12 protein-coding genes are annotated in these 14,077 nt (G+C 65.3%); all 12 read left to right on the top strand.

Translation table 11 applies throughout. The features are described 5' to 3' along the window. Nucleotides 1-43 precede the first annotated feature (43 nt). The 12 genes from RGUI_RS04500 to RGUI_RS04445 all read left to right on the top strand — a co-directional run bounded on the left by RGUI_RS04500 (nucleotide 44) and on the right by RGUI_RS04445 (nucleotide 13,975). Nucleotides 44-565: a DinB family protein gene (locus RGUI_RS04500; RefSeq protein WP_253798840.1), complete on the top strand. Its 522-nt coding sequence runs from the start codon at nucleotides 44-46 to the stop codon at nucleotides 563-565. A gap of 23 nt (nucleotides 566-588) precedes the next feature. Then, nucleotides 589-1,581 carry an MDR family oxidoreductase gene (locus tag RGUI_RS04495; RefSeq protein ID WP_081531952.1) on the top strand — a complete coding sequence of 331 codons (993 nt, stop codon included), beginning with the start codon at nucleotides 589-591 and terminating at the stop codon, nucleotides 1,579-1,581. A gap of 298 nt (nucleotides 1,582-1,879) precedes the next feature. Continuing rightward, the gene (locus RGUI_RS04490; RefSeq protein ID WP_081531951.1) at nucleotides 1,880-2,305 is read left to right on the top strand and encodes a universal stress protein; all 426 of its coding nucleotides are present in this window, start codon (nucleotides 1,880-1,882) and stop codon (nucleotides 2,303-2,305) included. 46 nt (nucleotides 2,306-2,351) lie between these two features. Further along, entirely contained in the window at nucleotides 2,352-4,052 is a 1,701-nt protein-coding gene (locus RGUI_RS04485) for a BCCT family transporter (protein WP_081531950.1), read from the top strand. 113 nt (nucleotides 4,053-4,165) lie between these two features. After that, the gene (locus tag RGUI_RS04480; protein WP_081531949.1) at nucleotides 4,166-5,395 is read left to right on the top strand and encodes an aminotransferase class V-fold PLP-dependent enzyme; all 1,230 of its coding nucleotides are present in this window, start codon (nucleotides 4,166-4,168) and stop codon (nucleotides 5,393-5,395) included. 34 nt (nucleotides 5,396-5,429) lie between these two features. Continuing rightward, complete coding sequence (locus RGUI_RS04475) at nucleotides 5,430-6,851, top strand: deoxyribodipyrimidine photo-lyase (protein ID WP_081531948.1); 1,422 nt, start codon at nucleotides 5,430-5,432, stop codon at nucleotides 6,849-6,851. A 59-nt stretch (nucleotides 6,852-6,910) separates the two neighbouring features. After that, nucleotides 6,911-8,122, top strand: coding sequence for a cyclopropane-fatty-acyl-phospholipid synthase family protein (locus tag RGUI_RS04470; protein ID WP_081531947.1), 1,212 nt, complete (start codon nucleotides 6,911-6,913; stop codon nucleotides 8,120-8,122). A gap of 18 nt (nucleotides 8,123-8,140) precedes the next feature. Next, nucleotides 8,141-8,584, top strand: coding sequence for a TrgA family protein (locus tag RGUI_RS04465; protein ID WP_081531946.1), 444 nt, complete (start codon nucleotides 8,141-8,143; stop codon nucleotides 8,582-8,584). 11 nt (nucleotides 8,585-8,595) lie between these two features. Continuing rightward, nucleotides 8,596-9,723 (top strand): NUDIX domain-containing protein, encoded by a 1,128-nt coding sequence (locus RGUI_RS04460; protein WP_172841077.1) that lies wholly within the window; start codon nucleotides 8,596-8,598, stop codon nucleotides 9,721-9,723. Between the two features lie 51 nt (nucleotides 9,724-9,774). After that, a complete protein-coding gene (locus tag RGUI_RS04455; protein ID WP_081531945.1) occupies nucleotides 9,775-10,806 on the top strand; it encodes a cysteine synthase A in 1,032 nt (343 codons plus the stop codon). Continuing rightward, entirely contained in the window at nucleotides 10,803-13,262 is a 2,460-nt protein-coding gene (locus tag RGUI_RS04450) for a DUF3772 domain-containing protein (protein ID WP_081531944.1), read from the top strand. Before RGUI_RS04455 ends, RGUI_RS04450 begins: the two co-directional genes overlap by 4 nt. Next, entirely contained in the window at nucleotides 13,259-13,975 is a 717-nt protein-coding gene (locus RGUI_RS04445) for an alanyl-tRNA editing protein (RefSeq protein ID WP_081531943.1), read from the top strand. Before RGUI_RS04450 ends, RGUI_RS04445 begins: the two co-directional genes overlap by 4 nt. Nucleotides 13,976-14,077: the final 102 nt, after the last annotated feature.

The raw sequence follows: 14,077 nt of genomic DNA, 5'->3' as shown, positions 1-14,077 counted from the left end.
GCGAAGCTCTGCCAAAAGGGGAGTCCAACAAGGAGAGGCCCAGATGCAGAACGCCGTGGTCACGCCCGCGTGGTGCCAGATGATGGCCCGCTATAACCGCTGGCAGAACCGTGCCGCTTTCGAGACGGCAGGGGCCCTGCCCGAAGAAACGCGTGAGGTTGACGGCGGCGCGTTCTGGGGCTCGATCCGGGGGACGCTGTCGCATCTTCTGTGGGCCGATCACATGTGGATGTCGCGCCTCGACGGGTGGGAGCGGCCGAAGCCGGGGCTGTCGGACAGCGCCCAATTCGTCACCGAATGGGCGGAGTTGCGCTCCAAACGCCAGATCACCGATGCCCGGATCAGCCGCTGGGCGCAGGCCCTGCGCGATGGCAGCCTTGACGGCGATCTGACATGGTATTCGGGGGCAGAGAAGCGCGATATGACGCTGCCGCTGTCGATGTGTGTGGTGCACATGTTCAACCATCAGACCCATCACCGCGGGCAGATCCATGCGATGCTGACCGCAGCCGGGGCCACCACCGCCCCGTCCGATCTGATATTGATGCCCGATCTGCTCGGGTAGGTTTTGCGAGGGAGGAGAACGAGATGTTCAAGGCGCTGGTCGTCGAAAAGGACGAGGACGGAAAGACCCATGCCGCCGTGCAGGAGCTTGACGAAAGCCGCCTGCCCGAGGGCGATGTCACCGTCGCGGTCGAATATTCCACGCTGAACTACAAGGATGGCCTGTGCGTCGGCCCCGGTGGCGGTCTGGTGCGCAATTACCCCCATGTCCCCGGCATCGATTTCGCCGGGGTGGTCGAGGAAAGCGCCGACGACCGTTACAAACCCGGCGACCGCGTCGTGCTGACCGGCTGGCGCGTGGGAGAGGTGCACTGGGGCGGCTATGCGCAAAAGGCGCGGGTCAAGGCCGACTGGCTGGTGCCCTTGCCCGACGGGCTGACCACACGCGCGGCGATGGCGGTGGGCACGGCGGGCTTCACCGCGATGCTGTCGGTCATGGCGCTGGAAGATCACGGGCTGAAACCCGGGCAGGGGCCGGTGCTGGTCACCGGGGCCGCGGGCGGTGTGGGGTCGGTGGCAACGGCGATCCTGGCCAAGCTGGGCCATGAGGTTGCGGCCGTCACCGGGCGGCCGGAGACGGCGGACTACCTCAACGGCTTGGGCGCGACCGAGATCGTCCCGCGGGAGGAATTTGCGGAGGTCACCCGCAAGCCTTTGGAAAGCGAACGCTGGTCGGGCTGCGTCGATGCGGTGGCCGGTGTGATGCTGGGCCGGGTGCTGAAGCAGATGAAATACGGCACCTCTGTTGCCGCCGTGGGTCTGGCCGGGGGGGCGGTGATCGAGGGCGCGCTGATCACGCCCTTCATCCTGCGGGGTGTGAATCTGCTGGGCATCGACAGCGTGATGCGCCCGTATGAGGACCGCGTGCGCGCCTGGGGCCGGATTGCTACAGACCTGCCGATGGAGACGCTGGAGGCGATGATCCAGCCCGCGACGCTGGGCGATCTGCCGGGGCTGGGCGCCGATATCCTGAAGGGCAAGGTCAAGGGGCGCGTGGTCGTCGACGTCAACGCCTGACCGGCCCGAACCGCCGCCCGCGCACAGACCGATAAATGGGGCGCCTGACCGCGGTGAACGGCGGCAGGCGCCCTTTGCCGTTCGGTAGGGCGCCTTTCCTTTTGAAAGCAAAGCGGTGTCGGGCGCATTGCACCCATTCCGATCCCCGTGGTTGTCTGGTTAACCATTTCTGCTAGGCTCTCGGTCAGGGGAAATCGCGCGGACACGAACCATTCCCCGTAAATCCGACACGCGCGCCCGGCTGCGCGCGGTGCGCTGCGCCGCAGACCGTTCCGGGCGTCCCAAAAGGGAGTGCGATGTGTTCAATCACATACTGGCCCCGGTCGATCTGGCCCATATCGACCGGCTGACGCGGGCGCTGGAGGCCACAGCAGACCTCGCCCGCCACTACGGCATCGGGGTGACCTATGTCGCGGTGACCACGCCGCAGCCCGGAAAGGTGGCCCACAGTCCGGAGGAATTCGCCGACAAGCTTGACGCCTTCGCGAAAGGCCAGGCGTCCGAGCACGGGATCACCGCCGCGGCCAAGACCGTGGTCAGCCACGATCCCGCCGTCGATCTGGATCACGCGATCCGCGAGGTCCGGCAGGAAATCGGCGCCGATCTGGTGGTGATGGGGTCCCACATGCCGACCCTTGGCGATTACGTGTGGCCATCCCACGGGGGCAAGCTGGCGCTGCATGCCCATGCCTCGATCTTCCTTGTGCGCGAGCACGAGGACTGAGGCGCGCCGCAGTCATTCCATCCCGGCGATAGCAAAAGGACAATTCATGACAGACAATCTGACACCCGAGGGAATTCCCGAGCCCGAAGGGGAGGTGAACCTGATCGACACCGACTATTCCATCGGGCAGGACAATATCGAGGGCAGCGTCGGCCCGTTCGGCTTTGACATCCACAATCCGGTGTTCCTGGTCTCGGGGCTGACCATCGTGGCCTTCGTGTTCTACGCGCTGGCCTTGCCCGATCAGGCGGCAGACATGTTCGGCCGGTTGCGCCCGTTCCTGACCAGCACCTTCGACTGGTTCTTCCTTGGCGCGGCCAACATCTTTGTGCTGTTCTGCCTGCTGTTGATCGTGTTGCCGTTGGGCAATGTGCGGCTGGGTGGGGACGAGGCGACACCCGACTACAGCTATATCGGCTGGTTCGCGATGCTGTTCGCCGCGGGCATGGGCATCGGGCTGATGTTCTATGGCGTGTCGGAACCGCTGAGCCACTATTCGACCTCGATGGGCGGGATCACGGTGGGCGAAGACGGCGTGCGTACCGACTGGGCTCCGCTGGGGGCGGCGGCCGGCGATGAAACCGGGGCGATCCGGCTCGGCATGTCGGCGACCATCTTCCATTGGGGTCTGCACCCTTGGGCGATCTACGCCATCGTTGCGCTTGCCTTGGCGCTGTTCACGTACAACAAGGGGCTTCCGCTGACGATCCGCTCCGCCTTCTACCCGATTTTCGGGGAACGCATCTGGGGCTGGTGGGGCCATGTGGTCGACACGCTGGCGGTCTTCGCCACGCTGTTCGGGCTGGCCACCTCGCTTGGGCTGGGGGCGAAACAAGCCGCGTCGGGCCTGACCTTCCTGTTCGGCACTGGCGATTCAGAGGCGGGCACCCGCGCGTTCCTTGGCATTCCCTACGGCAACGCCGATCCTGCGGTCGACTCCACCATGCTTCTGGTGCTTCTGATTACCGCGATCACGGCGATTGCCCTGCTGTCGGTGGTTCGCGGTCTTGATGGCGGCGTCAAGGTGCTGTCGGAGATCAACATGGGGCTGGCGGCCCTGCTGTTGGTCTTCGTGCTGCTGGTTGGCCCGACCATGGCGATCCTGACGGGGTTTGGCGCCAATCTCTGGGCCTACATCCAGAACCTGCCGGCGCTGTCGATGCCGTTCGGGCGGGACGACGTGAACTTTGCCCAGGGCTGGACGTCGTTCTACTGGGCATGGTGGATCTCATGGTCGCCCTTCGTTGGCATGTTCATCGCCCGGGTCAGCCGTGGCCGCACGGTGCGTGAATTCGTGATCGCCGTGCTGCTGGTTCCCAGCCTTGTCTGCGTTTTGTGGATGAGCGTCTTTGGCGGCGTCGCGATCCAGCAGGTCGTTCAGGATGGCTATACCGCCGTGCAGGACGCCTCTCTCGAAGTGCAACTGTTCGAGATGCTGAAGGAACTGCCGCTTGCGACCATTACCTCGGTGATCGGGATCGTGCTTGTGATCGTGTTCTTCGTGACCTCGTCGGACTCCGGTAGCCTTGTGATCGACACGATCACCGCGGGCGGCAAGATCGACGCGCCTGTGCCGCAGCGGGTGTTCTGGGCCACGTTCGAGGGGGCGGTTGCGATCGTGCTGCTTCTGGGCGGCGGCCTGACCGCGCTTCAGGCGGCGGTGATCTCGACGGGTCTGCCGTTTACCCTCGTGTTGCTCCTGATGTGCTTCGCGATTTTCCGGGGGTTGATGAGCGAGCGACGCTGAATCTGCCCGCTTTTTCGGCGTGCTAGCCCGATCAGCTTAGATTTCAACTGGTTGTAACGGGCCAGCACGCCGATTAGAGAGGATCTAACCGCCAATTTCTGTCCGGGGACCCGATGGCCGCCTTCGATGCAGACTTCGTCCGCAACCAGTTTCCGGCCTTCGGACACAAGGACCTGCGCGAAAAGGTCTTCGCCGAAAACGCGGGGGGATCGTTTTCCTGCCGCTACGTGATCTGGCGGATGCACCGGTTCTATAACGAGCGAAAGGTGCAGCCTTACGGCGCCTACGCGACCTCTCAACTCGCCGGCGAGGAGATGGACGAGGCCCGCACCCGGCTTGCCGCGCATCTGGGCGTGGGCCGGGACGAGGTGCATTTCGGACCGTCCACAAGCGCCAACACCTATGTCTTGGCGCAGGCGTTCCGGCAATGGCTGCCCAACGGCGCGGCCATCGTCGTCACCAATCAGGATCACGAGGCCAATACCGGCCCGTGGCGGCGGCTGGCCGAGGATGGGGTCGAGATCCGCGAATGGCAGGTCGACCCCGACACCGGGCATCTGGACCCCGGCCGGCTGTCGGCCTTGCTGGACGACCGGGTCGCGCTGGTCTGTTTTCCCCATGCCTCCAACATTCTGGGGGAGGTCAATGACGCCGCCGCCATCTGCGCCATGGTGAGAGACGCCGGGGCGCTGTCCTGCGTCGACGGGGTCAGCCTTGCCCCGCACGGGCTGCCGAATGTGGGCGCGCTGGGCGCCGACATCTACCTGTTCTCGGCCTACAAGACCTTCGGGCCGCATCAGGGCGTGATGTGCGTTGCGCGCGAACTGGCCCACCAGTTGCCCAATCAGGGGCACGGGTTCAATGGCGATGACACGGTCAAGCGCTTCGCCCCTGCCGGGCCCGATCATGCGCAGGTCGCGGCCTGTGCCGGGATCTGCGACTATGTCGATGCGGTCTATGAGCACCACTTCCGCGGTGGGCGTGATGCCCGCGCGCGTGCCGACATGGTGGCCGACCTGATCCGAGAGCGGGAGACCGCGATCCTTTCTCCGCTGATGTCATATCTTTGCGCCCGGCCCGAGCTTCGGGTGCTGGGGCCTGATCAGGCGACGGCGGGGCGCGTGCCGACCGTTTCGCTCGCCCTGTCGGAACCGGGGGCAAAGGCGGCCGCACGCCTTGCCCGGCACGGCGTTCTGGCGGGGGGCGGCGACTTCTACGCGCCGCGGCTCTTGCAGGCGATGGGGGTAGACCCGGCCAAGGGCGTTCTGCGGCTGAGCCTTCTGCACTACACCCTGCCCGAAGAGGTTGACCGCCTGATCGCCGCCCTAGATAGCGAAGTCTGAAACGCCATCCCTCAGGCAACGGATAACAAGAAACATGTCAGGGCATGCCCCCGTCCTCTGGTGGGTCAGGCGCGATCTGCGTCTTACGGACAACCCCGCGCTTCAGGCCGCCTGCGAAGCGGGCAGCCCGGTCATTCCGGTCTTCATTCTGGATGAGGTGGCAGAAACGCTTGGGTCCGCGCCGAAATGGCGGTTGGGTCTGGGGGTGGAGGCATTTGGCAAGACCCTTTCCAACCGCAAGTCGCGCCTGATCCTGCGCCGGGGGCGTGCGCTTGACGTGTTGCGCGCGCTGATACGGGAAACAGGGGCCGGTGCCGTTGTCTGGACCCGCGTCTATGACGCGCCAAGCATCGAGCGCGACAAGGCCGCGAAGGCCGCGCTGAAGGACGACGGGGTGGAGGCACGCTCGGTCGCCGGGCACCTGTTGTTCGAACCCTGGACGGTGGAGACGAAGACCGGCGATTTCTACAAGGTCTTCACGCCCTTCTGGAAAACGGTGCGGGGACAGGCCGTGCCGGAGCCGACGCCCGCGCCGGGACACATCCCAGCGCCTGACAACTGGCCTGCCTCCGACGATCTTTCGGACATGCAGATGGGCGCTGCGATGCGCCGTGGCGCGGCAGTTGTCGCCGAACATGCGCTGGCGGGGGAAGACGCCGCGCTGGGCCGTCTGGGCGCCTTCGTTGCCGACCGGATCGCCGACTACAAGGACCTGCGAGATTTTCCTGCGGCGCACGGCACGTCCCGCCTGTCGGAGAACCTGACCTATGGAGAGGTCTCCCCGCGCACCTGTTGGCATGCGGGCCGTCGCGCGATGGAAGAAGGCAAGCAAGGGGCGGAGACCTTCCTGAAGGAACTGGTCTGGCGCGAATTCGGCTATCACCTGCTGTGGCACACGCCCCATATCGCGACCGGCAACTGGCGAGAGGGCTGGGATCGCTTCCCGTGGAACGCGGACGCCACCACGCCAGAGGTCACCGCGTGGAAGCAGGGCCGCACCGGCATCCCCTTCGTCGATGCCGCCATGCGGGAGCTTTACGTGACCGGCACCATGCACAACCGCGCCCGGATGATCGTGGCCTCTTACCTGACCAAGAACCTGATGAGCCACTGGAAGATCGGGCTTGACTGGTTTGCCGACTGCCTGATCGACTGGGACCCGGCGTCGAACGCGATGGGCTGGCAATGGGCGGCGGGGTCGGGTCCGGATGCCGCGCCCTATTTCCGGGTGTTCAACCCGATCACCCAGCGGGAGAAATTCGACCCGCAGCGCGCCTATGTTGATGCCTGGATCGCGGAAGGGCGGCGGGCACCGTCAAAGACGGCGCTGTCCTATTTCGACGCGATCCCGAAATCTTGGCGGCTGTTGCCCGGCGACCCTTATCCCGATCCGGTCGTGACGGTGGAAGACGGGCGCAAACGGGCGCTTGCGGCGTACGAGGCGCGCGATTTCTAGGGCGTGGCGGGAAACGCGGCCTATAATCAAGCGGTAACGAGGAACAGGGGGAACCGGGAATGACCGTACTGACATCGACGAAAGGGCAGCACGACCTGCCGCGCTATTTCGCGCAGGTTTTCGATGTGGCCTGCCACATGGCCCATGGTCGGCTGGACTTCGTGCTGCCCGACGGGCGTCGCTTTCGGGCAGAAGGGCGCGGCCCCGGCCCAGTAGCGGAACTGGACATCCATGATGACGAGGTCTTTGCCCGACTGATCCGCGAGGGCGATCTTGGGTTCTGCGAGGCGTATCTGGATGGCGCATGGTCCACGCCCGACCTTCAGGCCTTTATGGATCTGGTCCATGCCGACAATGATGAGATCTATGACGGGTTCCCGGGGCAGGGGCTGGTGCGGGCCTATGAACGCCTGCGCTTCTGGCTGCAACGCAACACCAAGCGGCAGGCCCGCAAGAACATCGCGGCGCATTACGATCTGGGCAACGATTTCTACGCGCTGTGGCTTGATGAGAGCATGACCTATTCCTCGGCCCTGTTCCGCACCGGGCAGGAAAGCCTCGAACACGCGCAAGAGTTGAAATACGCCTCCATGGTGGACGAGATGGGGGTGAAGCCGGGCGATCATGTGCTGGAAATCGGCTGCGGCTGGGGTGGCTTTGCCGAATACGCCGCCGGTCAGCGGGGGTTGCGGGTGACGGGGCTGACCATCAGCCGCGAACAGCATGACTATGCCGTGGAACGCATCCGCCGCGCGGGGCTGCAGGACCGGGTAGAGATCAAGCTGCAGGACTATCGCGACGAACAGGGCCGTTACGATGGCATCGCGTCGATCGAGATGTTCGAGGCGGTGGGCGAGAAATACTGGCCCATCTATTTCCAGACCCTGCACAAATGCCTGCATCCGGGCCGCCACGCGACCTTGCAGATCATCACCGTTCAGGAACGCCGGTTCGAGATCTACCGCAAGGGCGTCGACTTCATCCAGAAATACATCTTCCCCGGCGGCATGCTGCCCAGCGCCACGGTCCTGCGCGATCAGGCCCGCCAGGCCGGGCTGGAGGTTTCGCGGTCGGTGGAATTCGGGGAAAGCTATTCCCAGACGCTGCGGCGCTGGCACGAAACCTTCAATGCCAAATGGGATGAGATCTCGGGGCTGGGTTTCGACACGCGGTTTCGGCGGATGTGGAACATGTATCTCACCTCTTGCGCGGCGACCTTTCACGGCGGAAACTGCGACGTCACCCAGTTGACAGTCACCAGACCGACCTGAGCCCCCGACCGGACCGCCATGCCCACCGCCGCCAAGCTTGTCGCCACCCTCGCCCTTGCGGTGGTGGCCTTTGCGGCGTCGCTCGCGCTTCGGGCGGTCCTGCCAGACCATATTGCCGCCGGTCGGATGGTGGAGGTGGATACGGCGCTGGGGGCGGCGGTGGGCTGGTTGGTGATGGGGCGGCTTGCAGGCCGGGGCTATTCGGCGGTCGTGACGCTGGCTGTGCGCAGTGTGGCCGTGCTGACCTTCTGTGCCCTCATGACCTTTGCGATTGTCGAAGCACTGGAACGGGCCATCGCGTTGCGATACTCCGACGTCATGGAGGCGCTGGCGGGCATGGTGGAACTGTTCGGGGACTATGCTCTGATCCTTCTGACCGCGCCGCTTGCGCTGGCGACCCTCCTGATCGGCGGTGTTCTGGCCGCCCTGCTGACGGAAGCCGTTTCTCGGCGCTGGAATTAGGACCTGATCTGTTGGACCCGATCTTTTTGTACGGCACCTTGTGCCATCTGCCCCTTTTGGCCCGTGTACTGGATCGCGATCTTGCCGCGCTGACCGTGTCAGACGCCCGGCTGGCTGACCATGTGGTGTGCCGGGCCCGGGGCGAATCCTTCCCGCTGATCTGCGCGCAGCCGGGCGCCATTGCGCCGGGTCTGTGCATTGAAGGGCTGGATGCAGAGGCGCGCGCCCGGCTCGACTATTACGAAGGGGGCTATGGTTATGGCGCGGCGCGGGTGAGCGTCACCACCGATGCGGGCGCGCAGGTCGCCACCATGTACCGCCCCACCGGTGACCGCCTTCAGCCGGACGGGCCGTGGCGGTTCGAGGACTGGGACGACCAATGGCGCGATATCGTCACGCTGGCCGCCGACGAGGTCATGCTGGGTTTTCCCGACCGCCCGCCAGAGGTGAACGCCCGCCGTTACCGGATGATCCTGGCCAGGGCCGCCGCCGCGCTGCGCGCCCGTGACCCCGCGCCGACCCGCCTGCGCAAGAAGACACAGCCCGGCGACATCGTCCTGCACCAACGCAGGCAACCCTATGCGCGCTTCTTTGCTGTCGAGGAATACGATTTCTGCCACCGCCGGTTCGACGGCACGATGAGCGAGGAGATGAACCGCGCGGCCTTCTTCACCGCCGATGCGGCAACGGTCATGCCCTATGACCCGGTGCGCGACGCGGTCCTGCTGATCGAGCAGTTCCGGGCGGGGCCCTACGCCCGCGGCGACAGCGAGTGCTGGTCGGTGGAGGCCATCGCGGGCCTTGTCGACCCCGGCGAGACTCCCGAGGACACCGTGCGCCGCGAGGCGGTGGAGGAGGCCGGTGTCGAGGTCGGCCAACTGCACAAGGTCTATGGCTACTACCCATCACCGGGCGCAAAGGCGGAGTTCATCTATTCCTATGTGGGCGAAGCCGACCTGCCGGAGGGCGCCGGGGGCCTTGGCGGTCTGGTGGCAGAGGGAGAGGATATTCGCGCCCATGTCGTGCCCTTCGACACCGCGATGGAGCTTGTCGAAAGCGGCGAGATCGGCAACGCGCCCCTGATCCTGACGCTGTTGTGGCTGGCGCGGAACCGGGAACGTTTGCGCAAGCCGGGTTGAGTTCGCGTCCGCGCGACTTAAGCTAACAGGCTCTAACGGGGGGGAGGCCGCATGGCACTGGCGAAAGATCTGGCGGGTTTGATCGGTAACACGCCGCTGATACGTCTGAAGGGACCGTCGGACGCCACGGGATGCGACATTCTGGGCAAGGCGGAGTTCATGAACCCGGGGCAGTCGGTCAAGGATCGCGCGGCCCTCTGGATCATCCGCGACGCCATCGCCCGCGGCACCCTGAAACCCGGCGGCACGATTGTCGAGGGGACGGCGGGCAATACCGGGATCGGCCTGGCACTGGTGGGCGCGTCGATGGGCTTTCGCACGGTCATCGTGATCCCCGAGACGCAAAGCCAGGAAAAGAAGGACATGCTGCGCCTCGCCGGGGCAGAGCTTGTCGAGGTGCCGGCCAAACCCTATCGCAACCCCAACAACTTCGTGCGCTATTCCGAACGTCTTGCGGCCCGTCTGGCAGAGACGGAGCCCAACGGCGCGGTCTGGGCGAACCAGTTCGACAACACCGCCAACCGTCAGGCCCATGTGGACGGCACCGGGCCCGAGATCTGGGCCCAGACCGACGGCAAGCTTGACGGGTTCATCTGTGCCGTGGGCTCTGGCGGGACGTTGGCGGGCGTGGCGATGGCGCTGCAACCCAAGGGCGTGAAGATCGGTCTGGCCGACCCGGACGGCGCCGCGCTTTACAGCTATTACACGACCGGCGAACTGGCATCCGAAGGGTCCTCCATCGCCGAGGGGATCGGCCAGGGCCGGATCACCGCGAATCTTGAAGGGCTGCGGCCCGATTACTGCTGCCGCGTCCCGGACCGGGAGGCGCTGCCGGTGCTGTTCGATCTGCTGCAGGACGAAGGGCTGTGCCTTGGCGGTTCCTCTGCGATCAATGTCGCGGGCGCGATGCGGATGGCGAGCGAGATGGGGCTGGGGCACACCATCGTGACGGTGCTGTGCGACTACGGCACACGCTATCAATCGCGCCTGTTCAATCCGGACTTCCTGCGGGACAAGGACCTGCCTGTCCCGCCCTGGCTTGCCGCAAGCCCACGTTCCCTGCCTGAGGTGTTTGAAGAATGAACCGTGTTATTGCCTGCCTTCTTTTGGGTCTTGTCCTGCTGGTGTCACCCGGCGGGGGCAGGTCCCCCGTTTTCGCGCAGGCCAGCGCGACCGACCAGGGCGCCCCTGACTACGAGGCGTGGGAGCGTCTTGCAGCCCGTGCGGAAGAGGCCGTGTCGGCCGGAAAGGCGTCCAATGCCGCGTTCGAACAGCTTCGAAGCGATCTGGCGGACTGGCGCGCACGTTTCCTGACAGCCCAGAACACCAACGCGGCGCGGATCAAGACGCTTCGCGACCAGATCGCGGCGCTGGGGCCGGTGCCCGACGAAGGCACGACCGAGCCAGAGGAAATCGCCGCCCGCCGCACCGAGCTGAACAAGCAACTTGCCGCGCTTCAGGCGCCGGGACTGCGCGCGGTCGAGGCGCACAGCCTCGCCGATGGCCTGATCGAGGAGATCGACACCATCATTCGGGAGCGGCAGGCCAAGGCCCTTCTGCAACTGGGGCCGTCACCGCTGAACCCGGTCAACTGGCCGAACGCGCTGGGCACATGGCAGCGCACGCTCTGGGGCTGGTATGGCGAGGTTCACGACAACTGGAAAAACCCCATCGTCCGGACCGAGATGCGCCGATCCCTGCCGGCGACGATCCTGTTTCTCGTGCTGGCCGGCGTGCTGCTCTTGCGCAGTCGGCACTGGATGGAACGGCTGACCGTGACCCTGACGCGGCAAAAGGAAAGCCGGGGCCGCACGGCCTATTCCGGGCTTGTGTCCCTTGGCCAGATTGCGCTGCCGTTCGCGGGGGTCTTCTTCTTGACCGCCGCGCTCAATTCATCGTCGCTGGCGGGGGTGCGGACAGAACCGCTTGTGGCGCTTTTGCCCATTCTCGGGCTGACCATCTTGTTTGCGCGCTGGCTGGGCGGTCGGGTGTTCATGGCGCAGGGTGTCAGCCGGCCGATCTTCAACCTGACGCCGGAGCGTATGGCAGAAGGCCGGATCAATTCCGGCATCCTTGGTGTGATCCTCGCGCTGCAAATCCTGCTTGGGGCGATCGCGGAGAAGAACAATTTCTCGCCCGAAGCGCTGGCCGTCTCCGGCTTTGCGCTAGTGTTGGCGGGGGGCTTGATGCTTGCCCGCATGGGGCAGCTTCTTCTGGCCCATGCAAGGGCCGAGGATACGGCGAGCGGTGAAAGGCCCTATCGCAACCGCATGATCCGGTTCGAGGGCAATGCCGCCATCGTCGTGGGCCTGATCGGCCCGACGCTTGGCGCAATCGGCTATACCGAGGCGGCCAATTACCTTGTGTTCCCGTCGATCCTGACGCTGGCGCTGTTCGGCTTCGTTCTTGTGCTGCAGCGCTTTGTGGTGGACATCTACGACCTGATGACCGGGACGGGCGGCGCCGCGGCCGGTGAGGAACGGGTGGAGGCGCTGATCCCTGTTCTGATCGGCATGGTGCTGGCCCTTCTGGCGCTGCCGGTTCTGGCGCTGATCTGGGGCGCGCGCGTGTCCGACCTGACCGAGGTCTGGTCGTCCTTCAAAGAAGGGTTCAGCCTTGGCGAGACGCGGATTTCGCCCGCGGACTTCCTGACCTTCATCATCGTCTTCGCGCTGCTTTTCACGCTGACGCGGGTGGTGCAGGGGACCTTGCGGTCCACCGTTCTGCCGAAGACCAAGATCGACCCGGGCGGGCAGGAATCGCTCTTGTCCATCATCGGCTATGTCGGCATGACGCTCGCCCTTGTTCTGGCGATCACCACGGCGGGCATCGACCTGTCGTCCCTTGCCATCGTGGCCGGGGCGCTGTCGGTCGGTATCGGTTTCGGTCTTCAGACCATCGTTCAGAACTTCGTCTCGGGGATCATCCTGCTTCTGGAGCGCCCCGTGACGCAGGGCGACTGGATCGAGGTCGGCGGCACGATGGGCATCGTCAAGCAGATCTCTGTCCGCTCCACCCGGATCCAGACCTTCGACCGGACCGACGTGATCGTGCCGAATGCGGATCTGATCTCGGGGACCGTGACGAACTGGACCAAGCAGAACCTGACGGGCCGGGTGATCCTGAATGTCGGCGTCGCCTATGGCAGCGACACCAAGAAGGTCGAGCAGATCCTGATGGAAATCGGCCAAAGTCATCCGCTGGTGATGGTCAATCCTGCGCCGACGGTGGTTTTTCAGGGGTTCGGCGCGGACGCGCTGGAATTCGAGCTGCGGGTCATCCTGCGCGACATCAACTACGGCCTGACGGTGCGCACCGAACTCAACCATGAAATCGCGCGCCGCTTTACCGAAGAGGGCCTGGAGATTCCGTTCGCCCAGCGCGATATCTGGCTGCGCAACCCGGAATCCCTGCGGCCGGCTGCGGCCGTGGCAATGTCGGGGCCGGCCCCGTCGCTGCCCCGTCAGGATGACGAACCGCAACCCGATCCGCGCCCCGACCTGGACGGCGATGTCGACGAAGGAGACGGCCCCCGATGACAGCCCCCCTGTTCCGAACCGATCCCTACCTGCGCGAGGCGCCCTCTGGCGTCATCTCCCATTCCGATCAGGGCGTCGTGTTGGCAGAGAGCCTGTTTTACGCACAGGGCGGCGGCCAGCCGGGCGACAGCGGTCGGTTGGTCTGGGACGGAGGCGAGATGACGGTGACCAATGCGGTCAAGGGCGATGGCGACGATATCGTCCTTGTCCCGGCAGAGGGCGAGGCCCTGCCGCCGGTCGGCGCGTCGGTGACCCAGATCCTCGACTGGGATCGCCGCCATGCGCATATGCGCGTGCACACCGCCCTCCACCTGCTGTCGGTGGTGATCCCGTTGCCGGTGACCGGCGGCGCCATCGGCACCGAGAAGGGCCGGCTCGATTTCGACATGCCCGAGGCGCCGGAGGACAAGGAAGCGCTGGAGGCGGAACTGAACGCCCTGATCGCGCGGGACCTTCCGGTGACCGAGGACTGGATCACGGATGCGGAACTGGCCGCCAATCCGGGGCTTGTGAAGACCATGTCGGTCAAGCCGCCGATGGGCGCGGGCCGGGTGCGACTGATCCGGATCGGGCAGGTGGACGAGCAGGTCGATCTACAGCCCTGCGGTGGCACCCATGTGGCCCGGACCGGGGAAATCGGCCCCGTGCGCCTTGGCAAGATCGAGAAGAAGGGAAAGCAGAACCGCCGCGTCAACCTGCATCTGGCGGGGTGATCGCAGGGCGCAGACGTCGGTCGGGGTAACCATATGCTGCCTTTTTCTTGGCGCAATCGTTAACAGGCGTTACCCTTTGATAACCAAAGTCAGGGGTCCGCG

Origin of the sequence: Rhodovulum sp. P5, assembly GCF_002079305.1 — a bacterium.
GTDB lineage: Bacteria > Pseudomonadota > Alphaproteobacteria > Rhodobacterales > Rhodobacteraceae > Rhodovulum.
This window is presented reverse-complemented; position numbering and strand designations above follow the sequence as displayed.

Coding starts and splice junctions, on each gene's coding strand:
- RGUI_RS04500 (WP_253798840.1), top strand. CDS start 44: ATGCAGAACGCCGTGGTCACGCCCGCGTGGTGCCAGATGATGGCCCGC.
- RGUI_RS04495 (WP_081531952.1), top strand. CDS start 589: ATGTTCAAGGCGCTGGTCGTCGAAAAGGACGAGGACGGAAAGACCCAT.
- RGUI_RS04485 (WP_081531950.1), top strand. CDS start 2,352: ATGACAGACAATCTGACACCCGAGGGAATTCCCGAGCCCGAAGGGGAG.
- RGUI_RS04480 (WP_081531949.1), top strand. CDS start 4,166: ATGGCCGCCTTCGATGCAGACTTCGTCCGCAACCAGTTTCCGGCCTTC.
- RGUI_RS04475 (WP_081531948.1), top strand. CDS start 5,430: ATGTCAGGGCATGCCCCCGTCCTCTGGTGGGTCAGGCGCGATCTGCGT.
- RGUI_RS04470 (WP_081531947.1), top strand. CDS start 6,911: ATGACCGTACTGACATCGACGAAAGGGCAGCACGACCTGCCGCGCTAT.
- RGUI_RS04465 (WP_081531946.1), top strand. CDS start 8,141: ATGCCCACCGCCGCCAAGCTTGTCGCCACCCTCGCCCTTGCGGTGGTG.
- RGUI_RS04455 (WP_081531945.1), top strand. CDS start 9,775: ATGGCACTGGCGAAAGATCTGGCGGGTTTGATCGGTAACACGCCGCTG.
- RGUI_RS04450 (WP_081531944.1), top strand. CDS start 10,803: ATGAACCGTGTTATTGCCTGCCTTCTTTTGGGTCTTGTCCTGCTGGTG.
- RGUI_RS04445 (WP_081531943.1), top strand. CDS start 13,259: ATGACAGCCCCCCTGTTCCGAACCGATCCCTACCTGCGCGAGGCGCCC.